Here is a 21,697-nt window from a genome sequence, read left to right as displayed (position 1 = left end):
TAATGGACCTTTAGATTGACCTTTGGAGGCGTGAACGTGCACTATAATTTGACGATTCTGCTGCAATTGTTTGAGCGGGCGGCGCTGCTGCTGATGTGCCTGTTCGTGCTGACCCGGCTGCCGCGGTTTAAAGAGATTTTTATAAAAGGGGCATATGCTCCGCAGGAACTCGTTATGGTGACAGTGGTGTTCAGCCTGTTTGCCATATTGGGGACGTATACCGGAATTAACGTGGAAGGCTCACTCGTGAACGTGCGGATCATTGCCATCGTAGCCGGCGGTATTCTTTTCGGACCCTGGGTAGGGCTGATTACCGGACTGATCTCGGGCATACACCGGTTTCTGATCGATATCGGCGGTGTTACTTCGGTGCCCTGCCTGATTACCAGTATCACAGCCGGGGTGGTCTCGGGAGTGATCTACAAGCGCACTTCGCCGGACAAACGCTGGATTGCCGGTATTCTGGCCGGTATGGCATGTGAAGCGCTGACGATGGTGCTGATCCTCGCGATGGCTAACCCGGCTTCACTGGGTGCGGACATTGTGTCAAAGATTGCTTTTCCGATGATTGCCGGTCAGATCTGTGTGGGCTTCATTGTCATGCTGGTGCAGAGTGTAGAAGGGGAGAAGGAACGGATTGCCGCTAAGCAGTCCAAGCTGGCGCTGGATATTGCCAATAAAACGCTGCCGTATTTCCGGAACATCAATCCCCAGTCGCTGCGGATCATCTGTGAGATTATTAAGGATGATATCGGGGCTGATGCTGTCGCCATTACCGATACCGGTCATATCCGCGCATATGTCGGCGTCGGGGAGGAGTACTATACCGAGACAGACGACATTATCAGCGAGGAGACCAAGAAAACGATCAGCAGCGGAGAAATTACAATCCGGGATGATGACACGGAATATATGAACCGGGCGATCCGCTCGCTGATCATCATTCCGCTCAAGGAGAAGGGTGAGGTGACCGGGGCACTGAAGATCTATTACACCAAAGCCCACAAAATCACCTATTCCCTGCAGGCGATGGCCGTCGGCCTCTCTCAGATCATCTCAACGCTGATGGAGGTGTCGCGGGTCGAAGGGATCAAGGAGATGGCCAACAAGGCGGAGCTGAAGGCGCTGCAGACCAGCATCAATCCGCACTTTCTGTTCAATGCGCTGAATGCGATTGCTTCCTCCATCCGGATCGATCCGGGCAAGGCACGCGAGCTGATTGTCAATCTGTCCGGCTATATGCGCTACAATCTGGAGCTGACTGATGAGTTCATTGATATCCGGCGTGAGCTGCAGCAGGTGCAGCAGTATGTGGAGATCGAGAAGGCGCGCTTTGGCAGCCGGCTGGCGGTGGAGTATGATATCGACGAGGTCGAGGTGCGGATTCCCAGCCTGATTATTCAGCCCCTGGTGGAGAACGCAATCGTGCACGGTATTCTGAAGGCGAAGGGCCAGGGCACAGTAACCATCTCGGTAAAAGACCAGGGTAAGGCGGTGCGGGTCGGCATTGCCGATACCGGGGCCGGGATCAGTGAGGAGACGATTGAACGGGTCTACAGCGGAAGTATGCCGGACAACAAAATCGGACTGTACAATGTACACCAGCGGGTGAAGCTGATTTACGGCCAGGGTCTGACTATCCGGAGGCTTGATAAAGGGACGGACATTTATTTTGACGTCAAAAAGGAGCAGCGATGAGAGCGATAATTGTGGAGGATGAGGAGCTGGCCAGGCAGGAGCTGGCTTTTCTGATAGGAACGCATAGCAGCATCCGGGTTGCCGCCGAATTTGAGGACGGGCTGGATGCGCTGAAATATCTGCAGACTGAAGAGGTCGATGTGATTTTTCTCGATATTAATATTCCCTCCATTGACGGCGTGCTGCTGGCCCAGAATATCAGCCGGTTCTCCGTTAAGCCCTATATTGTGTTCATTACCGCGTACAAGGAACATGCAGCCGAGGCATTCGAGATCGAGGCTTTTGACTATATTCTGAAGCCCTACAGCGAAACACGGATCAAGGCAATGCTGCACAAGCTGGAGGGGGCATTTGCGTCGCGCGGGCGGCAAGGCGAAGAAGAGCGCGTTAAGCTCAGCGATAAGGTGAATCTGTGGAAGAATGAAAAGATCATCGTCGTCGATGCCGACGAGATTTATTATGCTTCAGCGCAGGAAAAAACGACAAGCGTAATCACTAAGGGTGAAGAATACAGCATGGCGCTCAGCATCAGCGAATTTCACAGCCGGCTGCCGCAGGACCGCTTTTTCCGTTGTCACCGCTCCTATCTTGTGAACCTGTCCAAGATCAAGGAAATCATCCCCTGGTTCAATAATACTTATCTGCTGCGGCTGCGCGATCTGGATGCTGAAGTGCCTGTAAGCCGCGGCAAGGTGAAGGAATTCAGGCAGATCATGCGCCTCTAGCGGCAGTTCATTCCCCATTACCGTCATCTCATTCCGGATTTCTCTCAAGAAAGCGTTATTTCGCTACAATGAGGAGGCAAAGAAGACCTCAAGCGACTTCAGAGAGAAAGAAGGAATCATCCATGACTACAGCTATGCCAGGCAATAAAAAATGGCTTATCGTTCTAGGCACAGTGATCATGCAAATGGGACTCGGCACCATTTATACATGGAGTTTGTTCAATGCACAGCTTGTCAGCAAGTTCGGATGGGAGCTCAGCTCTGTTTCAATAACGTTTTCCATTACCAGCTTTGCCCTGGCCTTCGCGACCTTATTCGCGGGGAAGCTGCAGGACCGGTTCGGCCTCCGCAGACTGACTGCTGCTGCAGGGATTATGCTGGGGCTTGGCCTGATCTTAAGTTCGCAGGCCAGCTCCCTGCCGATGTTTTATCTGCTGGCTGGCGTAGTGGTGGGTTATGCGGACGGAACCGCGTACATAACCTCGCTGTCTAATCTGATTAAATGGTTCCCTAAGAATAAAGGGCTGATCTCCGGGGTGTCCGTAGGGGCTTACGGTACGGGCAGCCTGATTTTCAAATATATTAACGGCAGCCTGATTGAATCTCAAGGAGTATCCGGTGCTTTTCTGTACTGGGGCATGATTGTGATGATTATGATTGTTATCGGCTCTATGCTGGTGCGGGAAGCTCCGGCTCCGGCTGAGGCACAGGCTGTCTCCGGCGTAGCGGCGGCAGCAGGTACAGCAATACCGGCCAAAGACTATACGGTAAAGGAAATGCTGCGCACCAAGGAAGCTTATCTGCTGTTCGTCATCTTTTTCACGGCCTGCATGAGCGGTCTTTACCTGATCGGTATTGTGAAGGACATCGGCGTGACACTGGCCGGCCTGGATGTGGCCGCGGCTGCCAATGCCGTAGCGATGATTGCCATCTTCAACACGGCTGGACGCCTGATTCTCGGCGCACTGTCCGACCGGATGAGCCGGCTGAAGCTGCTCAGCATTACCCTGGCTGTAACAGCTGCAGCAATGTTTACCTTAAGCTATGCCACCTTGAACTACGGCCTGTTCTTCACCTGTGTAGCGGCCATTGCCTTCTGCTTCGGAGGCAACATTACCGTCTTCCCGGCAATCGTCAGCGATTTCTTCGGACTGAAGAACCACAGCAAGAACTATGGCGTTGTCTATCAGGGCTTTGGCATCGGCGCATTGTCCGGCTCGTTCATTGCAGCGCTGCTCGGCGGATTCAAGCCCACCTTCATCATCATCGGCCTGCTGTGCATCCTGGCCTGCCTCATCGCAGTATCCCTGAAAGCGCCGGGACAAGGACAGCCGAGTGAAAAGGGAATGAGCCTGAAGCCTTCACGGCATACGGCTTAACCATATATAAGCAACATGTCGGCTTAAGAAGTATACAGACAAAGAAGATGCTGCCTTTATAGAGCAGCCCATAAAAGAGATATTTGCTTCCGTTTATGCGGCGGCAGATATCTCTTTTTGGTATGCCCATGCTATGGGGAAGGACTGTGGGGCTGCCGGTCGAAATGCTATAACAGGGGTAGACAAGCGTACCAGGAGGAACCGGATTATCAAGTTCAATCCATATAGAGGAAAATAAATTGCCGGAGGCAGGCACTTTTTGGACGAGGTAAGTGTTATAGAGATATACAAAGTAAGGAGGTGCTGGCAACGTTACAGGAGCATTTGCACGATAGGGAGCAGGTGGAGGCAGTGGTCGCACAGGTCCAGCAGGGGAACAGGGAGATCTATGCCTGGATTGTCGGACAATTTCAGCAGCCGCTGTACCGGTATTGCTGCCGTATGCTGGGTAACCGGCAGGATGCTGAGGATGCGGTACAGGATATTCTGGTCAAAGCTTACCAGTCTATCGGAACGTACAAGAAGGAGGTAAGCTTCTCCGCCTGGCTGTACCGGATTGCAGGTAATCATTGTCTGAATCTGCTGCGCAGGCGGCGGATGCAGGAGCGTATTCTGCGTCTGTTCCGGCCGGAGACAGCGGCTGCGGGTGCAGAGCAGTTTATGGAGTCGCGGCTGTTTAACCCGGGTCTTGAAGCGGCACTCGGGTTATTGTCTCCGGAGGAACGGAATATTCTGGTGCTGCGGGTATTTGAGGAGCTGACCTTTCAGGAGATGGGGCAGATTCTCGGCAGCAGTCCCAATGCACTGCACAAACGGATGGAACGGATCAAGCAGAAGGTAAGGAGCACGATGAAGACAGAGGAGGGGATCTCATGGATCGAACCGGATTCCATAGCGGGCACCAAGATATAAAGGGAGCTGCAGTTTCTGAGGAGCAGCTGCAGGCTATTAACGTCACGGACCGGGTGATGGCGCGCGTAAGGGAGACCGGACCGGGCCGGAGACGGGGCGGAATCCGATTTGCCGGCAAAACAGCTGCAACCTCAGGGATGCTGGCAGTGGCGCTGCTAATTACAGCAACAACTTATGCAGCCTCGGAATATATTCAGATCCGCAACAAGGCGGGAGAGGTTAAGATACAGCATATTCTAAAAACAGAAGGAGAACGGTTGCAGGGGGCATCCCCTTACCATGACTATGCACCGAAGCTGATGAATATTGCCGAACCGGGAGAGCAGATTGTGTATTTTGTTAGAGGAGAGCCAATTAATACTGGAGGAAGCATGCTGCAGTTTACACATAAGCAGCAGCGGATCACCGAATATTCTGCATTCCTTGATCAGATGAAGGCTAAGAGCTCACCGTTCATTCTGCCGGAGACAGCGGGAGGGTATGGTTTTAAATACGGTGAAATACAGCCTCTATATCCAACTAAGGACGTAATAGATAACGACCCGGTCTATCAGCAGGCATTGAGCGAATTGATCGGGGAAGCCAAAAAGGATAAGACGCGTAATTTATTTATGAAGGTGATGCCTTGGACTGAAACCGGATCGCTGAATGCACAATATATGAAAGGGGGAGCTTTCATTAATCTTTGGGCCTTTATGATAAACGGCGGCAATATGATGGTTCCTCAGAAGCCTGCAGATAAAGCGGAGAAACTCAAAGTAGACGGCAGGGAGGTCATCTATAATTATATTGATTACGGGCCGAATTCATTTTTTTACCTGACATGGTACAATGAGCCGAAGGATGCCTATATCCAGCTGAATTCCTGGGGCGACCGGGTAATGAACAAGGAACAGCTTCTGAAGCTGGCCGGGGAGCTCATTAAGGGCGGGTTGTAAAGCAAAGTTGAGCGGCTTGCAGAGTTGTGAAAAGAAAAGGATGGTAAGGGTAACCCGGTTCCGCCTGCAGCGGTCCGGGTTATTTGATGCGGCGCCGTGAGTCTGTACGGTAAAGGATATAGGAGGCACACGAGGCGGAGCGGTTGCGGTTGATGAACGGGAAGGCTGGAGGAGGCTCACCGGGATTGGCTGCTGGCGGGTGAGATGGGGCGGAGTAAAGGGGAAAATCCCACTAAAGTGGCTGATGGCGGGAAAGTGACGATGAGTAGAAAGGGAGGCAGGAACATTGGATGTTCCTGCCTCCCTCTATCGTATTGTGTATAGCCCGTCTGTTCTGAGGACGTGTAGTTATAATCAACAAACACCGTTGGACAGCCATTGATTAGAAGACGACCGTATTCCGGCATCCCGCCTTGAAACCTCGGTTGCGGCTGGGAAGGCTTAACCCTCCAGCAGCAGCGCCTCGGGATCTTCCAGCAGCTCCTTAACCTTGACGAGAAAGCTTACTGCCTCCGAGCCGTCTACGATCCGGTGATCGTAGGACAGGGCGATGTACATCATCGGCCGGTTGACGGTGGTTTCTTCGTCCAGCGCGATCGGACGCAGCTGGATCTTATGCATGCCGAGAATGCCGACCTGCGGAGTGTTCAGGATCGGCGTGGAGAGCAGGGAGCCGAACACGCCGCCGTTGGTAATTGTAAAGGTGCCGCCCTGCAGCTCCTGCAGGCTGAGCGTGTTGGCGCGGGCCTTGGAGGCCAGCCCGAGAATCTGGCGCTCAATTTCCGGGAAGCTGAGCCGGTCCGCATCGCGGACGACAGGGACGACCAGGCCTTCCTTGGCGGAAACGGCGATGCCGATGTCATAGTACTTCTTGATCAGCAGCTCTTCGCCGTCAATCTCTGCATTCAGCAGAGGATAGGTCTTGAGTGCGCCGATCACGGCCTTGGTGAAGAAGGACATGAAGCCGAGTCCGACATCATGCTTCTCTTTGAAGGCATCCTTCCGCCGCTTGCGGATGTCCAGAATTGCCGACATGTCCACCTCGTTGAAGGTGGTCAGCATCGCCGCCGTCTGCTGCGCCTCGACCAGGCGGCTGGCAATGGTCAGCCGCCGGCGCGACATGCGCTTGCGCTCTACGGCTTTGCCGTCCTGCGGCGCTGCATTAGCCGCAGCGGGCTTGTTCGCTGCAGCCGGCGCGGTCTGCGGCGCCGGTGCCGCTGGCGCATCGGCCGCCTGGCCGTCTGCGCCATGGCCGTTCACATCGGCCTGGGCAATCCGGCCGATGGGGTCGCGGGCAGTGACCTCGCCGAGGTCGATGCCCCGCTCCCGCGCAAGCTTGCGCGCCCCCGGCGTAGCCAGGGCCGCAGTGCTGCCGGCCGCGCCTTCGGGAGCGGCCGGAGCCGGTGCAGCGGCAGCGGGTGCCTCCGCTGCCGGAGAAGCAGCAGGCGCTGCACTGCTGCCCCCTTGTGCGCTGCCGCCAGCGCTGCTATCGGCAGCCGCGCCGGCACTGCCGATCACGCCGATCGCTTCGCCGACGGCGACATTCTCGCCCGCCTGGCGGAGGATGGCGGAGATTACGCCATCCTCCTCGGCGCTGATCTCCAGGTTCACCTTGTCGGTCTCAAGCTCAGCCAGCACATCCCCCTGGCCGACAGTGTCCCCTTCTTTTACCAGCCACTTGTAGATCGTTCCTTCGGAAATGGACTCGCCCAGATCGGGTACTTTAATTTCGGACACAGGCCGTTACCTCCCTAAACTTCATAGTTTACGTTATGATGACACCGTCCTCCGGTCAGGAGGACGGTACAGGCGCTTGTACTTGCGAGTTCAATTTCAGGGCTTCTGTAACTATGCGGCGCTGCTCGAAGGTATGGACATCCGCATATCCGCTTGCCGTGCTGGACCGTTCCGGACGGCCGATATAACGTACGCTTACCTGCTGCGGAGAGATATCCCGCAGCCGGGATTCGGCATAGCTCCAGCCGCCCATGTTTTTGGGCTCCTCTTGTACCCATACAATCTCCTGCAGAGCGCTCAGGCTGTTCAGATGTGCCGCCAGTTCGGCCTGCGGGAACGGATAAAGCTGCTCCAGCCGGAGAATATGCAGCCAGGACCAGTCACGGCCGCCTGCTGCTTCGAGCTCGGTCTGCAGGTCGATTGCCACCTTGCCGCTGCAGATAACCAGACGCGTAACCTCAGCCGGCTTGCTGCCCAGCAGCGGCTCAGGAAGCACAGCCTGGAAGCTGCCGGAGGCAAGCTCCGTTCCCGGGGATGTGCTGCGCGTGTTGCGGATCAGGCTCTTCGGAGCCATGATGACCAGCGGACGGGCGTCCGGCTGCCCGCACAGGGCGGCCTGGCGGCGCAGCAGATGGAAATACTGCGCGGCGCTGGTCAGGTTCGCTACCGTCCAGTTCTCTTCAGCAGAGAGCTGCAGGTACCGCTCCAGCCGGGCGCTGGAATGCTCCGGCCCCTGGCCTTCGTAGCCGTGCGGCAGCAGGATCGCGAGATTGCTGCGCTGTGTCCATTTGGCCCGCCCGGCGGAGATGAACTGGTCAATGATGACCTGGGCGGCATTGGCGAAATCGCCGTACTGGGCTTCCCAGATTACAAAGGTATCAGGCGCAAAAACATTATAGCCGTACTCATATCCAAGCACCGAGGCTTCTGATAGCGGGCTGTTGTACACCCCGAAGGAAGCGCGGGAGGAGCTGAGCTGATGCAGCGGTGAATGAAGAGCCCCGGTCTCGCTGTCATGCAGCACCAGATGGCGGTGGGCAAAGGTGCCGCGCTGCGAATCCTGTCCGCTGAGGCGGATCGGAGTACCGTCCTTCAGAATCGTCCCGAAGGCCAGCGTCTCGGCCAGAGCCCAGTCGACCCGTTCCCCGTCCTTCAGCGCATCCTTGCGGCGCTGGAGAATCCGCTCCAGCTTCGGATATACCTTGAAGCCTGCTGGTGCAGTCAGCAGCTCGCTGTTGATCTCCTGCAGGGTGCCGAGCGGAACGGCTGTAGAGCGCGGAGCTTTGGATTCTGCCTCAAGCACCACCGATGTTTTGGAGTCGCCATTCTTATGCTTGCCGGCCTTCATGGCTTCAAAGGCAGCCTGCAGCACGCCTTCGGAGTCTGCGCTCATCCGTTTTACATCTTCCGCTGTAAGAATTCGTTCATCCCGCAGCCGTTCGGCATACAGCCTGTAGACCGTCGGATGATTGCGGACTTTACCATAGACAACCGGCTGGGTTGTCTCGGGATCATCCATTTCATTATGTCCGTGGCGGCGGTAGCCGATCAGATCAATTACAAAATCCTTCTTGAACTGATTGCGGTAGCTGCTGGCCAGACGGACGGCTGAGATGCAGGCTTCCGGATCATCGGCATTAACGTGCACAATCGGGATTTCATAGCCCTTGGCCAGGTCACTGGCATAATGGGTGGAGCGTGAATCCTCACTCTCTGTAGTGAAGCCGATGCGGTTATTGACGATAATATGCACTGTACCGCCGTTCTGATAACCCTTCAGTTTGCCGATATTAAGGGTTTCCGCGACAATGCCCTCACCGGGAAATGCGGCATCACCGTGCATCAGCACGGCTATAGCCTTGCTGGTATCCAGCTTAGGCAATCCCGGAGTGCTCCGGTCCTCCTGAGCTGCGCGGGTAAAGCCCTCAACTACCGGGTTAACGAATTCCAGATGGCTCGGGTTGTTGGCCAGCGTAATCCGGGTGCGTACCGTTTCCCCGTGCCGTACGGCCCGGTCTGCGCCAAGATGGTATTTGACATCCCCGGTCCAGCCGTAATTGATCCCCATGGAGCCTTCGGAAGGGAACAGCTCTTTATTAGGAGAATGATGGAACTCTGAGAAAATAATATCATAAGGCTTGCCCAGAATGTGAGCCAGTACATTAAGCCGTCCGCGGTGGGCCATCCCCATGAGAATATGCTCGGCACCGTCGTGTGCGGCAGCACGTACAATCTCATCCAGCATCGGCACCAGCGCATCGTTGCCTTCAAGGCTAAAACGCTTCTGGCCGACAAAGGTTTTGTGCAGGAAGGTCTCGAACTGCTCCACCTGAATCAGCCGGTTCAGCAGCTCCTTGCGCTCTTCGTTATTCAGCGGAGCAGGAGAGCTCAGTGACTCAGCCTGGCTGTTCAGCCAGCGCAGCTCCTTCTCATCATGCACATGACCGAATTCGTAAGCGATGGTCTGAGTATAAGCCTGCAGCATCCGCTGCACCGCATCCCAGGCAGTTTTGACGTCGGCGGGCGCATTCTCCCAGATGAGTGAGGCGGGCATAGCTGTGAGATCTTCACGGGTGAGGTCATAAGTCCGGAAGTCCAGCCACTGGGCCATCGGGTTCTCTCCGCGGTCAAGCGGGTCGATATTGGCGGCGCGATGGCCATGTATACGAATATTAGCGATCAGTTTGGAGGCTCTTACAGCCTTTTTCAGCCATTCGGCATCTCCGGTTACTGCGGGCGGCGGAGCCTGCTCGGGTAACGGTGTCATCGGCGGAGGCCCGTTAGTAGTAAAAAGATCGCGGTAATTAGGTTCTACTGAAGAAGGATCCTTGATAAACTGTTCGTACTTGTCTTGAATATAGCCCAGATTCGGTCCGTGATAACTGCTCCAAACGGATTCATTATAGGGTCCTTTGGCTGCCATGAATACATCCTCCTAACGGATGAACCCCACATGCGCCAGAAAAACACCAGCGGCTGGTGGGGCTGATATGTTTGCGGTTACATTGCACCTCTATTGTGCTACTTTAGAGCGTGCTAATCAATTCATACTTTGTGCTGTACCGTTCGCAAAACGGTATGATTCAGGCGGGAATTCATCCAGAACCACTATAAATGCAAACAACTGCTTGGAGTGAGGGGAACGGGGTGAAAGAAGTCTATATTTCTTTTCTGGGAGAAGGGTCCGGAAGCTTCAAAAGATTCAGGGCATAGCGCACAGTTTTCATATAGTTTAATCAAAATACTACAAAATGAATCGTTAATTCCGAAGATATTCCCTTAAAATATTTCCAATAATCGACACACTTTGTTAGATGGATGCTATATAATGTTATTGCAGATAGCGGTTTCATACATCTATAAGCTGGTATTAGCCAGATCCTTTCTTGTAAAGGGTCCAGTAAAGGGTAAACCTGGACGAAAGACAGGGGCACAAAGTCTCGGATCTAATGTAGAAATACTATGATGGCCGGACTGCCTGGGGACGTATAATCTTAGGAGGAGATTTCTTGGATAAGTCCAACCAGGGCAATGACAGAGAATTACAGACGGGTGATCTGGATCTGGAATGGGTGTATTTAATGATGGCGGCCAGACAGGCCGGCCTCAAGGCGGAGGAGATCCGCCGGTTTTTGAGTGAAAGGGCTTTGCAGGCGATGTAATACAGAGGGTCATCCGGATGTTACATACAGAGAAGGGCACAGCGAAAGCGGCTGCGCCCTTTTTTTGAAGAATCAGAATGTATATGTTTCCGGGGTCCCCGCAAAGTAACTGCGTCAGCATCCATGTTAAGGCCCCACCTGGTGGGGTTATTTTGGCATGTCAGAAAGAATATAGTGGGGTTGCTGTGAATGCCGGGGATAATATCAGCCTAATCTTTCTGCTCCAGCCGCCATTTCTGATAGTCGAGGAACTCTTTGAATTCCCGCTTGCTTATCCCGGAAGCCATAGCTTCCTGTGCCAGGCGCAACCATTCACCGTCGAGTGAATGCTCCTGCGCTTCCAGCGGCTCCCCGTACAGCAGGATATGAATAGATACCTGTAGCGCATCGGCCATTTTCTCAATGAATTGAATAGAGGGATTGGACTGAATATTTCGTTCTACATTGCTAAGGTATGATTTCGCTACGTCCGCCTTATCCGCCAGTTCGGATAATGACAGGCCCTTCTCCAGGCGGAGCTGATGAATGCGATTTCCTAAATGTTCCGGCACAGTTAAACGCCCCTCCGCACTTTTTGTTAACAGTATAGCAAATAACCCTACAACGGACAAAGCACTACCTGAATCAATGTATGAATCCCGTTCAGAATGTTTTCATTATGGTTCACCTCACTTTCACTCCCCGAAGCAGCTTCACTATACCCGTTAAAAAAATCCGAAATCCCTAAGGTTGTTCTCTAAAAAGCACGAAAACATGAGCGAATCAGCGTATAAAGGAGATAATGACCGCCAAAAACGTTCTTTATAACGAATTTGCTTAAAAATGAGGGTTTAAATTATGCAGGAACATGACATATACTTATGCCAAGGTTCTTTATAACGAACAGTATATGTTCTTCATAAAGATCAAATGACTGATAGACGAACTAGTCTGCATGCTATGTGCGGACTGCCAAAGGAGAGGCTCCTGTGAGGCTTTCACGAACTTCGCGCAAGAAAAATAACCGCCGGTTAATCCTTCCGCAGCTTGCGGGAATTGTAGTGATCTCAGTCTATGGCATCGGTCAGATCACTTCACCGACCTATGCGCTTATAACCGGCAGTGCAGCGGCAGAATCGGGTATTACAAGCGCCTTTGTTTTTCCGGTAACGGTGGACCAATTGGCAAATCAGGCCAGTGAAGCGATGAACCGGGCTGTTCTGAAGCGTGAGGCGGCCAAAGGAGTGTTCGCAGACATCGCGGATACAAATGCGGATTCTGAAGCGGCAGAAGGACAAATGAGCGGCATGCAGGAGGCTGCTGAACAGGCACGCGGAGCTGCCGCATCTGCAGCTGAACTGCTGGCACAGCTCGAAGCTTACTCCCTGCGTTCACAGCAGGAGCTTGCACAGCAGAGAGAGGAGATAAGGCTACGGCTGGACTCCTTTGCGGTTACTTTTGAACAGCTGGAGGCGGCGCAGCACACGGATACTTCTGTATTCGAGCAGCTGCTGGCTCAGGCTAATCTGAGCATAGTCGAATTTCAGGAGATGGTCCGAGAGCTCGCTTCAACTGTACGGGTAGATACCTATGTTCAGGCAGCCTACCAGCAGGCGATGACAGCAGCCTCGCAAGCCGGAACTTATGCTGATGAAACTTCACAGCTGTATACCCAGGCAGCGGACGTACTACAGGAGCTAAAAGCTGCCGAAGAGAAAGCCAAGCTTGAAGCAGAGGAGAAAGCCAAACTCAAAGCGGAGGAGAAAGCTAGACTCGAAGCAGAGGAGAAGGCGAAACTCGAAGCGGAGGAAACAGCTAAGCCCGATACCGGAGAAGAGCAGGCTAAGCCTGAGGCTGAGGAAGCGGCCAATCCCGGGGTGAGCGCACCGGCTGATCCGGACGCACCTGTGACGGAGACGAATGCTGACGGCATAACCGTAACAATAGGACACAACAAAACAGATTTCAAATAAGGAGATGCCTGAAGTGATTCTCAAATGGACCCGCAATATACTCATGTATGTTTTGATGGCGCTGTTTCTGGTCGTGCTGATATCAGCGGTAACCAGCAGAATGAACGGCGGAACACCGGAGATTCTGGGCAAGGAAATTCTGACTGTCCTATCCGGTTCGATGGAACCCGGAATTAAGACCGGCGCTATCATAGCAGTTAATCCGGTCAGGGATCAAGCCGGGCAGAACGCCTTTCAGCCGGGGGACGTTATTACCTACCAGGCTTTGGATGGATCAGGCAGCCTGATCACTCACCGGATTGTAAGCGTCAGCGGCACCGGGGCTGAGCTTGCCTATATCACCAAAGGCGATAATAACGACGCACAGGACCCTTCGCCGATTCCCGCAGGAAATGTAGTTGCAAGCTATGCCGACTTCACGGTTCCCTGGGTCGGGTTTCTCATGAACTGGGTGAAATCGACCGCCGGCATCATTATTGTGATTCTGATTCCCGGTGTTTATCTGGTGATCTCATCAATTGTAACGATGTTTAGAGCGATTATGCGGATGGATGACGATTCTGCAGAGCCGCAGGCGGCAGCCGGTGACTCACCGCCGGTAACGAACGGTTGATGCTTCCCTCAACGCGCTCATGCGGTTAGGGAAGATTCAATAAATATTCTATTATATTCTCCATGCATGGAGACCAGGAGGAGACAAATTACAATGGCTAATCTTAAAAAGACAATGGCAATGGCAATGGCAACTACTGCACTGGGGGCTACTTTAATTGCCGGAGGGTCCTTCGCGATCTTTACGAGTTCGGTACAGAATACAGGCAATACCTTTGCCGCCGGCACGCTCAAGATCGGACTGGATAAAGAAGATACGGATACTCCATACGCCAAGTATTTTAATCTGACCAACTGGGCTCCGGGCGACTCCAGCATTCAGCCTGTAGTAGTAAGCAATGAAGGTACGCTTGAGCTGCGTTACGACCTGGCACTGGCTGTCGGCGGCGATCTGGGCGGCGGTACCCACCCGGTCACGATTAAGGTGTACTCGGATGCTGCCGGAACTATAGCGCTTACCGCGACGGACCGTGTACTGGCTGTCGGCGCTTCTGAGACCATCTATGTCAAAGTGGAGTTCCCGAAAGATGCCGGCAATGAGTATCAGGGCAAATCCGGAACAGCCAGCATTAAGGTGGACGCAGAGCAGACTAAGAATAATTAACCGCCGGACCGGTCTGTCATAGCGGCTTTATATTCATACAAAAATTTTAAAGGGGGGATGCCCCCCTTTTCCTAAGGAGAGCTTATTATCATGATGAAAAAGAAAAAACTGCTCATTACCGCACTGTCATCCGTAGTCCTGCTCTGTGCCGCAATCGGCGGGGGAACCTATGCCCTGTTTACCAGCTCTGCCCAAAATACAGGCAGCACCTTTGCTTCCGGCACCTTGTCTCTCACTACCCACCGCAATGACGTTCCGGTAGAAGGGCCTATGTTCTATACTAACGACTCCGATGCAGGCCGTATGGGTACCGGGCTGTGGGCGCCAAAGGATACCCATACCCGTGCAATGCTGATCAAGAACACCGGAACACTGGATGCGAAACTGACTGATCTGGTGGCGCTTCCGGAGGGATCATCCGATCAGCAGGCTGCTGCGCTCGCTTTTGGCGAGCAGGCGGTAGTAACCGTAGCTGCACTGGCAACGCCGGGCGGTGTTACGCTTAATGCTGATGCGCTCAATCAAGTGAACGAGGCTGCGGATCAGTTATTCAAAACTCTGATTAACGGCCCAAGCTTCACTAAAGCGATGGCGCGCAGCGGACAGGAGGCATTTGCAATTGCCAGAGAAGCTGTGCTTGACTGGACTTATCGCGTGAATAACAACGGACAGACGGTGGAGGTCAGTGTATCGGATGCTTATGTGGGCTCTCTTAAGGACCTGTATAACGGAGGCGCAGGGCGTGATGCCAGCCTTCCGAATCTGATTCTTCCGGCTAAAAAAACCATGCACCTTGCCTATAATGTAACTTTTGTTGACGATACCGGCCTTACCTTCGACAACGATGCCATTCAGGGCAAGTCCGTAAACTTCACCTTCAAGAATACGTTTGAGCAGGTGAAAAATAACTGATATCGGCATAACCGCAGAAGAGCGTCACCTCCGGCCTGATCAACCGGAGGTGACGCTCTTCATGCTGCAGCCGGGTGGATTCCATTAGCGCCTAAGGCAGCTTCTCCCCCCGCGAGCTTATATACAGCTCATACCATTCCTTGCGGGACAGCTCTACCTTGTCCGCTCCCGCGCAGGCAGCGATCCGCTTGGGATTCACGGTGCCGATTACCGGCTGGATCGCTGCCGGATGGGTCATCAGCCAAGCTAATACTATGGCTTCGGGTGTCGTGTTCTTCTGTCCGGCGAGCGAGCTGACCAATGCTGCTGTCTGCACTACATTCTCCGGCTGGCCCTCAAGGGAGCGGCCGCTGAAGCTGCCCTGGGCCAGCGGCCCCCAGGCCTGCAGCTGGATATTCTCCATGCGGCAGTATTCAACCGTACCTTCAGGGAAGGTGATGTCCTTCCAGGGCTCGCGGTTCACGCTGATCATGGCATCGAGCCAGCTGATTTTGGCCAGGCTCATATGCAGCTGGTTGACAATGAACGGCTCGTCGCAATAGTGCTGCAGCAGCCTGATCTGGGCGGCGCTCATGTTGGAGACGCCGAAGTGGCGGACCTTACCGGACTGTTTGAGCTGACGCAGTGCTTCTGCAATTTCCTCCGGGTCCATCAGCGGGTCGGGCCGGTGCAGCAGCAGGATATCAAGATAGTCTGTACCGAGGCGGGCTAAGGTGCCGTCAACACTGCTCAGGATATGCTCTCCCGAGATATCAAATGTGTTGCTTGTGTCTCCCGGCTCAATCAGCTTAATGCCGCATTTGGACTGGATAATCATCTCCTCGCGGAGCCCGGGCCGGTCCTTGAAGATCTGGCCGAACACCTTCTCCGCTTTCCCGCGGGTATAGATATCCGCATGGTCAAAAAAGTTAATGCCGATTGCCAGTGCGGCTTCAACCGCCTCATGTCCCTGCCGGATATTATCCGCAGTCAGCGGCTCATGATCCCAGCCTCCCCCGAGGCCCATACAGCCCAGGGCGATCCGGCTGGCAGGGATTCCCCGTGTGTTAAGTGGTAGCGTTTTCAGCAAAAATGATCCCTCCGTCACAATGGAATAACAGCTCAGGGATATTGTACACCCTCAGAAGCCGGTATGGTACTTTTTGTCACTGGAGGAGCGGTGCTTCGTACCTTCCTTATCCTTCTCCTCCTGCTTCTCCAGCGTCAGGTCCTCTACCGGGATAGGATCAACATGCTGCTCGCTCTCATGCAGGTCGAACAGGCTTGGCTTGTCTGTCGGGTACTGCTCAGGGTGATCACGTTCGTCGCCCTGCAGCCTGCGCTGCTTCAGGGACTCTTTTTCCGCGTCCATATGGAATTCCTCGCTCTCTTAAAGAATAGTTTGCACGTTAATACACCGTTTCAGGTGTTACTAAACAGCAAAGAGGCCCCCTTAGGGCCCCTTGACCATACTTATCTATAGTGACAACGGTGTGCCGAAATCGTTAAGCTTACGTGCCGTAACATCCGCGTACAGCCGTTTCAGCCATTTCAGCTCGGTGAGGCTGTGCTCGTACCGGCCGTACATCAGGTGCAGTGCCGAGCGGGGAACAACAGAAATATGCTCCTCGTATACCTGATAAGCATAATTGACCTGATGCTCAATCTCACGGATACGTTCCTCCAGCACCTTTTCCACCTTCTCCTGGTCTATATACCGCGACAGCGCCAGAGCCATGTAGAGAGGGTGGTAGACCAGCTCGACCTTCTTGATCTGCTGCAGGATCAGCTGCTCGAACAGGGCTTTACCTTTACCGGTGATCCGGTAAATGGTTTTGTCCGGGCGGTCATTGCTGCGGATCGTTTCCCCGGCTTCAATGTACTCCTCCTGAGCCAGCCTGTCGACAGCATAGTAGAGTGAACCCATCTGCAGCTTCATCATCTGGTCGTACATGCGCTCCTTCATAATGAGTGTAATCTCATAAGGATGCATGTCTTTTTCCTGCAGCAGGCCGAGAATTACCATTTTCATCGACATTGCGGGTTACCCAAGGTCGCCTGAAGGCTGAACTGTCTTCGGCTTAAGTGTCAGCCGGTCTTTGGGCATCAGGATGACAAACACTACCCCGAGCACCGCTGGAATCAGCGCCCACATAAAGGTATGGGAGATGGAATCGGACAGTGAGCCGGTAATCTTGCCCAGTACGTCAGCGGGAATATTGGCCCGGGCCTCCGGAGTCAGCGCTGCCTGCGGACTGCCGAAGGAGGCCGCCTGTTCACTGTTGCCGAAAGCGCTGCTCAGGCCGTTCGTGAAGCTGTTGCGCTGAATAATCCCGAAGATTGTAATCCCGAGCGTCATGCCGAGTGAACGCATGAAGGTGCTGGTGGAGGTCGCAGAGCCGCGCTGCCGGATGTCAAAATGATGGATCGAAGACATGCTGAGCACCGAGAAGGAGAAGCCGACGCCGAAGCCGGTCAGCAGCATGAAGAGATTCAGCATCAGCCGCGAGGTTTCCGGTGACAACGTGCTCAGGCAGAATACTCCTGCCAGGAAGCACACTGCGGAGAGCAGCATAATGTTGCGGAAGCTGGTCTTGGTGGTAAGCAGCCCGCCCGTCTGGCTTCCGAGCACGGTACCAATCATCATCGGCATCAGGATCAGCCCTGAGTTGGTAGCGGAGCCGCCGTTAACACCCTGCACGAAGATTGGGATATAGACTGTAGCCACAATAAAGGTGGAGCCGTAGAACAGACCGATCAGGCTGCTGGTCGCAAATAACCGTTTGCCGAACATCGCGAATGAAATTACGGGCTCCGACGCCGACCGTTCAATAAAGATGAAGGCAATCAGCAGCACGGCAAAGCCGGCGAACAAGCCGAGAATGGTTGCGGAATCCCAGGTATACTGGTTGCCGCCAAGCTCGAGGGCGAACATCAGGCAGATGATCGAGCCGACAAGCGTAAAAGCGCCGCCCCAGTCAATCCGCTGCTTGGCATGAGAGATGGATTCTTTATAGGACGTCATAATCAGGATAAAGGCGACGATGCCAATCGGCAGGTTGATGTAGAATACCCACTGCCAGCTGAGATAATCGGTAATGTACGCGCCCAGAAGCGGCCCGATGACGCTGGAGATACCGAAGACGGCACCGAAGAGTCCGGTCAGCTTCCCTCTTTTTTCAGGCGGATATATATCGAACACAATGGTGAAAGCGATCGGCATCAGTGCACCGCCGCCAATTCCCTGAATAGCCCGGTAAATACTGAGCTGTGTAATGCTGGCTGCCGTTCCGCACAGGGCAGAGCCTGCCAGGAACACGATAAGGCCGAAGATGAAGAACCGTTTGCGGCCGTACATATCCGACAGCTTGCCAAAAATCGGTGTGCCGGCCATGACCATAACCATATATGCGGAGGTAACCCAGACAATTTTGTCGAGACCGCCAAGCTCCGATACGATGGTGCCCATAGCTGAAGCTACAATGGTATTATCCATTGCGGACATCAGTATACCCAGCAGCAGGCCGACAACCACGAGCTTTAAATTACTTTCTTTAGTATGCATGCTTCGCAGACTCCTTTTCACGTTCATTCTAGAAACAGACCTTATTATATTCAAATTTGAATAGGGTAGCAACAATTATTTTTCGGCATTCAGTAGAAAGTATGGGCGTAACTGAGGGGATGTATGCGAACAATGGAAGAGGGGAAGGAAGCAGCTGCTCATAAAAAAGAGCCGTCCGGCGGACGGCGGTGATCTACATCACCGCACTTCCGTGCCGGGGCTCTCTGGTTTCTAAATACTGGATAAAAATCTCCGTAAGCTCCGGATCGAACTGGCTTCCGGCACAGGCACGCAGCTCAATGACCGCTTCATCGAAGGATTTGGTCGGCTGGTACGGGCGTTCGGTGGTCATGGCATCGAAGGAGTCAATTATCGTAAGCATCCGGCAGAGGCGGGGAATTTCCTCACCCTTGAAGCCGTACGGATAACCTTTGCCGTCGTAGCGTTCATGATGCAGTTCAATATAAGGAGCAAGCTCCTTGAACTTGTCGTTGGTCAGCGCCATTTTTTTGCCCCAGGTGACATGCCACTTTACCATTTCCCATTCCTCGGGGGCGAGCTTGTCTGTTTTGTTCAGGATGCTCCAGGGGATCTCCAGCTTGCCGATGTCGTGAATCAGCGCCCCCAGAGTGAAATTCCGTTTGGATATGGCATCCATGTCCAGAATGTCGCTCATGTCCATCGCATAACGGAAGACGCGTTTGGAATGGCGGAACGTCTCCATGTCCTTGTACATGAACAGGTTGAGCTGCTGCTCGATATCCCGCACATCCTGGCTGAAGTCCAGCTCCTGCTCCAGCGGGGAATGCATCCCGTAGGTGTGGACGGTATTTTTGCCCTGGCGTTTGGAGTAGTAGAGTGCCTGATCGGCATGGTCGACGAGCTGGGACTTATCATGGATGTCGCTGCTGCTGGCGGCAACCCCGGCTGAGAAGGCAAGGCACCCAAGCGGGAAAATCTCAACACCCTCAAAGCGGCTGTTGTTGAGCTTTATACGCAGCTGGTCAATATAGGTCCGGGCCTGCTGGCTGTCATAGCCTGGCATCAGCAGCGTGAATTCCTCACCGCCGTATCTTGCTGCGATCGTACCGGATTTCCGGGATTCGGTCTTCAGCAGCTCCCCGACAAAGGAGATCAGCTTGTCCCCCTGAAGGTGGCCAAAGTGATCGTTATATTTTTTGAAGTCGTCAAGATCAATCATAGCAAGCGATAAGGGCGTGCCGGAAGACCGTGATTTCTGAATTTCCTGTTCCAGAACTTCTTCAAAATAGCTGTGGTTGAACAGCCCCGTCCGCTGATCGGTGTTGGCTCTTTCCTCAATGCTGCGGTACATGGCAAACAGCTTTTTGAAGGATTGGCAGAGCAGCACCGCCAGGGCCATGAAGAGCAGCAGCCCGAGAATCTGATTGTGATAGACCAGCACCGTCAACACGAGGGAAAGCACTAAAGTGCACAGATAAACGAACATTGCATCTTTGATCATACCTTTAATCGTTTCGTAAAGAGTAGCCCGGTACAAAATGTAATAATAAAGAACAACCAGCAGGGTGTTAGTAGAAAAATAAACGGCTAGTACTATGAGATAAGTGAATAGTTGAGTGTTCACAAGCGGACCGGGGTTTCCTCCGAGGTAATGAAAGCAGGCGCCTGATACAATGATCATAGTGGAGTAGATAAAAAAGTTAGTCAGATGCTTCCACCAGCGTGTGCTGCGGTCTATGACAGCAAAAAATATACAGTTCAGCAGCAGGACGGTCAGTGTAAATCCGGGCCCGAATATGAAGATGCAAGCCAGATACACCGAGGAATCCATCGACTGCTCATTGCCTTCCGGCGGAAGCTGGATCATGAAGAAGTTAAGAATAAGGCAGGCGCTGGTCATTGCATAAACCCAGACCCAGGTGGAGGTGGAGTAGTGGAGGAACTCAAAGCGGTTACTATATGAAAACAGCCCAATGCCGATCAGGCATACGGACAGTGCATACATGTGGCCTGAATCCAGCGTTGCAACAAAAGATTTAAGTTTAGACATGAGGACCCCTCTTTACATTATCAGAATATTCCTTTGTACATAATAATGGTTTTAGGAATAATTGAATAGCCGTAATGTAAAGAAACAGGCGGAAGGTCCCACCTGTTTCGATGCAGATCATATTATAGTCCGCCAATCTTGAAGCCTGAAGTCAGAGCGACAACAACAGACGCTACGATAATAGCATTGATCGCCAGACGGGAATATTTAATGCCTTCCACTTTCTTTTTCACAGAAGAATCCTCCCTTCATATAATCAGTTAGCGGCTTATCCCTGCATATCAGGCTGCGTAGTCCGGGTTGTGGCGGCAGGTGTCATAATGTGAAGTATGAACAGGAAGATTCCGAAATTCATTACCACGTCACCAATACTGATAGCCTGCGTACGCGGATAAGGGCTGGACAGGGGGATAATGTCACCCAGAAAGGCCAGGCGCGTCGAAGCATCAAGCAGGTAGTGCTTGGTAACTGCATCGCCGCTTTTGAGCATCTCCAGATAGATCGGGTCCAGAACGGACGCCGCCTCGTAGGATACCGGCATTCTTCCTCCGTTGACAAGCATAACCAGAAAATTCAGGAATACGCCTATCATAATCAGCCAGAATCCTTTGTTGTGCCGGTTCAACCATAAAAAAATCAGCCCTACCACATACACAGCGATATAGATATATCCGCTGGCTGCGGCTACAGTGGACGAGCGCTCCTGCATATAAAACATCAAAAATTGGAATACCAGCAGCAGCGGGAAGATCCAGCCTGACTTAAGCCGGATGTTGCTGAACTGGACAAGGCCGTGCTTAAGTCCGCCACGGAATAAGCCGGCAATGAAACCGATAATAATGCCATCGTAAACCATTAAAGCTTACCTGCCTCTAATTCAGATTAGAAAATATGTAAATATTGGCTTCTTCATGGGTATTCGCTGTCATTTAAACAAAATCCTTTTTTACTGCATAAATAATTTCCTCGACATACCCGTGGGGGGTATGT

At 53.1% G+C, this 21,697-nt stretch carries 19 protein-coding genes and 1 riboswitch; of the genes, 10 read left to right on the top strand and 9 right to left on the bottom strand.

What is annotated here, in order from left to right:
* The first annotated feature begins 93 nt into the window (after positions 1 to 93).
* From BN3772_RS14770 to BN3772_RS14750, 5 genes are all read left to right on the top strand, one after another.
* A complete protein-coding gene (locus BN3772_RS14770; protein WP_209443657.1) occupies positions 94 to 1,698 on the top strand; it encodes a sensor histidine kinase in 1,605 nt (534 codons plus the stop codon).
* Positions 1,695 to 2,423 carry a LytR/AlgR family response regulator transcription factor gene (locus BN3772_RS14765; RefSeq protein ID WP_042200343.1) on the top strand — a complete coding sequence of 243 codons (729 nt, stop codon included), beginning with the start codon at positions 1,695 to 1,697 and terminating at the stop codon, positions 2,421 to 2,423. The genes BN3772_RS14770 and BN3772_RS14765 overlap by 4 nt, the downstream gene beginning before the upstream one ends.
* A gap of 122 nt (positions 2,424 to 2,545) precedes the next feature.
* A complete protein-coding gene (locus BN3772_RS14760) occupies positions 2,546 to 3,802 on the top strand; it encodes an L-lactate MFS transporter (protein WP_086074588.1) in 1,257 nt (418 codons plus the stop codon).
* Between the two features lie 300 nt (positions 3,803 to 4,102).
* On the top strand, positions 4,103 to 4,714 hold the full coding sequence (locus BN3772_RS14755) for an RNA polymerase sigma factor (protein WP_042200342.1): 612 nt from the start codon (positions 4,103 to 4,105) through the stop codon (positions 4,712 to 4,714).
* Positions 4,675 to 5,652, top strand: a complete 978-nt coding sequence (locus BN3772_RS14750) for a hypothetical protein (RefSeq protein WP_042200340.1) — start codon at positions 4,675 to 4,677, stop codon at positions 5,650 to 5,652. The genes BN3772_RS14755 and BN3772_RS14750 overlap by 40 nt, the downstream gene beginning before the upstream one ends.
* A 441-nt stretch (positions 5,653 to 6,093) precedes the next feature.
* On the opposite strand, the gene odhB is transcribed toward BN3772_RS14750, so the two are convergent.
* Positions 6,094 to 7,389 carry a 2-oxoglutarate dehydrogenase complex dihydrolipoyllysine-residue succinyltransferase gene (gene odhB, locus BN3772_RS14745; protein ID WP_042200338.1) on the bottom strand — a complete coding sequence of 432 codons (1,296 nt, stop codon included), beginning with the start codon at positions 7,387 to 7,389 and terminating at the stop codon, positions 6,094 to 6,096.
* Between the two features lie 55 nt (positions 7,390 to 7,444).
* Positions 7,445 to 10,312, bottom strand: a complete 2,868-nt coding sequence (locus tag BN3772_RS14740) for a 2-oxoglutarate dehydrogenase E1 component (RefSeq protein WP_042200337.1) — start codon at positions 10,310 to 10,312, stop codon at positions 7,445 to 7,447.
* A gap of 473 nt (positions 10,313 to 10,785) precedes the next feature.
* A riboswitch (cyclic di-GMP riboswitch) is annotated at positions 10,786 to 10,871 on the top strand.
* A 27-nt stretch (positions 10,872 to 10,898) separates the two neighbouring features.
* Between BN3772_RS14740 and BN3772_RS14735 the strand changes: the two genes are divergently transcribed.
* Positions 10,899 to 11,051, top strand: a complete 153-nt coding sequence (locus BN3772_RS14735) for an anti-repressor SinI family protein (RefSeq protein WP_081947430.1) — start codon at positions 10,899 to 10,901, stop codon at positions 11,049 to 11,051.
* A 209-nt stretch (positions 11,052 to 11,260) separates the two neighbouring features.
* On the opposite strand, the gene BN3772_RS14730 is transcribed toward BN3772_RS14735, so the two are convergent.
* Entirely contained in the window at positions 11,261 to 11,602 is a 342-nt protein-coding gene (locus BN3772_RS14730; RefSeq protein WP_042172297.1) for a helix-turn-helix domain-containing protein, read from the bottom strand.
* Between the two features lie 417 nt (positions 11,603 to 12,019).
* Here BN3772_RS14730 and BN3772_RS14725 point away from each other — a divergent pair, with 417 nt between their 5' ends.
* From BN3772_RS14725 to BN3772_RS14710, 4 genes are all read left to right on the top strand, one after another.
* Positions 12,020 to 13,003, top strand: coding sequence for a hypothetical protein (locus tag BN3772_RS14725; RefSeq protein ID WP_042200335.1), 984 nt, complete (start codon positions 12,020 to 12,022; stop codon positions 13,001 to 13,003).
* Between the two features lie 13 nt (positions 13,004 to 13,016).
* Positions 13,017 to 13,616 (top strand): signal peptidase I SipW, encoded by a 600-nt coding sequence (gene sipW / locus BN3772_RS14720; RefSeq protein ID WP_052380513.1) that lies wholly within the window; start codon positions 13,017 to 13,019, stop codon positions 13,614 to 13,616.
* Positions 13,617 to 13,709: 93 nt separating this feature from the next.
* Positions 13,710 to 14,219: a TasA family protein gene (locus BN3772_RS14715; protein WP_052380512.1), complete on the top strand. Its 510-nt coding sequence runs from the start codon at positions 13,710 to 13,712 to the stop codon at positions 14,217 to 14,219.
* A 90-nt stretch (positions 14,220 to 14,309) separates the two neighbouring features.
* Entirely contained in the window at positions 14,310 to 15,131 is an 822-nt protein-coding gene (locus tag BN3772_RS14710) for a TasA family protein (protein WP_042200331.1), read from the top strand.
* Between the two features lie 91 nt (positions 15,132 to 15,222).
* Here BN3772_RS14710 and BN3772_RS14705 read toward each other — a convergent pair whose 3' ends face one another.
* From BN3772_RS14705 to BN3772_RS14680, 6 genes are all read right to left on the bottom strand, one after another.
* Complete coding sequence (locus BN3772_RS14705; protein WP_042200330.1) at positions 15,223 to 16,200, bottom strand: aldo/keto reductase; 978 nt, start codon at positions 16,198 to 16,200, stop codon at positions 15,223 to 15,225.
* A 51-nt stretch (positions 16,201 to 16,251) separates the two neighbouring features.
* A complete protein-coding gene (locus BN3772_RS14700; RefSeq protein WP_042200329.1) occupies positions 16,252 to 16,482 on the bottom strand; it encodes a hypothetical protein in 231 nt (76 codons plus the stop codon).
* Positions 16,483 to 16,587: 105 nt separating this feature from the next.
* Entirely contained in the window at positions 16,588 to 17,148 is a 561-nt protein-coding gene (locus BN3772_RS14695; protein ID WP_042200328.1) for a PadR family transcriptional regulator, read from the bottom strand.
* 6 nt (positions 17,149 to 17,154) lie between these two features.
* A complete protein-coding gene (locus BN3772_RS14690; protein WP_042200327.1) occupies positions 17,155 to 18,675 on the bottom strand; it encodes an MDR family MFS transporter in 1,521 nt (506 codons plus the stop codon).
* A gap of 193 nt (positions 18,676 to 18,868) precedes the next feature.
* Positions 18,869 to 20,707, bottom strand: a complete 1,839-nt coding sequence (locus BN3772_RS14685; RefSeq protein WP_042200325.1) for a bifunctional diguanylate cyclase/phosphohydrolase — start codon at positions 20,705 to 20,707, stop codon at positions 18,869 to 18,871.
* A gap of 268 nt (positions 20,708 to 20,975) precedes the next feature.
* A complete protein-coding gene (locus BN3772_RS14680) occupies positions 20,976 to 21,563 on the bottom strand; it encodes a DUF5317 domain-containing protein (protein ID WP_042200322.1) in 588 nt (195 codons plus the stop codon).
* Positions 21,564 to 21,697: the final 134 nt, after the last annotated feature.

The organism is Paenibacillus camerounensis (assembly GCF_000723885.1).
Lineage (GTDB): Bacteria > Bacillota > Bacilli > Paenibacillales > Paenibacillaceae > Paenibacillus_AQ > Paenibacillus_AQ camerounensis.
Note: the sequence above shows the minus strand (reverse complement) of the source record. Positions and strands in the feature narration are given on the sequence as shown.

Excerpts from the sequence above, each read along its gene's own strand:
- BN3772_RS14770 (WP_209443657.1), top strand. The coding sequence starts at position 94 with ATGTGCCTGTTCGTGCTGACCCGGCTGCCGCGGTTTAAAGAGATTTTT.
- BN3772_RS14765 (WP_042200343.1), top strand. The coding sequence starts at position 1,695 with ATGAGAGCGATAATTGTGGAGGATGAGGAGCTGGCCAGGCAGGAGCTG.
- BN3772_RS14690 (WP_042200327.1), bottom strand. The coding sequence starts at position 18,675 with ATGCATACTAAAGAAAGTAATTTAAAGCTCGTGGTTGTCGGCCTGCTG.
- BN3772_RS14680 (WP_042200322.1), bottom strand. The coding sequence starts at position 21,563 with ATGGTTTACGATGGCATTATTATCGGTTTCATTGCCGGCTTATTCCGT.
- BN3772_RS14740 (WP_042200337.1), bottom strand. The coding sequence starts at position 10,312 with ATGGCAGCCAAAGGACCCTATAATGAATCCGTTTGGAGCAGTTATCAC.
- BN3772_RS14700 (WP_042200329.1), bottom strand. The coding sequence starts at position 16,482 with ATGGACGCGGAAAAAGAGTCCCTGAAGCAGCGCAGGCTGCAGGGCGAC.
- BN3772_RS14760 (WP_086074588.1), top strand. The coding sequence starts at position 2,546 with ATGACTACAGCTATGCCAGGCAATAAAAAATGGCTTATCGTTCTAGGC.
- BN3772_RS14750 (WP_042200340.1), top strand. The coding sequence starts at position 4,675 with ATGGATCGAACCGGATTCCATAGCGGGCACCAAGATATAAAGGGAGCT.
- BN3772_RS14715 (WP_052380512.1), top strand. The coding sequence starts at position 13,710 with ATGGCTAATCTTAAAAAGACAATGGCAATGGCAATGGCAACTACTGCA.
- BN3772_RS14695 (WP_042200328.1), bottom strand. The coding sequence starts at position 17,148 with ATGTCGATGAAAATGGTAATTCTCGGCCTGCTGCAGGAAAAAGACATG.
- BN3772_RS14685 (WP_042200325.1), bottom strand. The coding sequence starts at position 20,707 with ATGTCTAAACTTAAATCTTTTGTTGCAACGCTGGATTCAGGCCACATG.
- BN3772_RS14710 (WP_042200331.1), top strand. The coding sequence starts at position 14,310 with ATGATGAAAAAGAAAAAACTGCTCATTACCGCACTGTCATCCGTAGTC.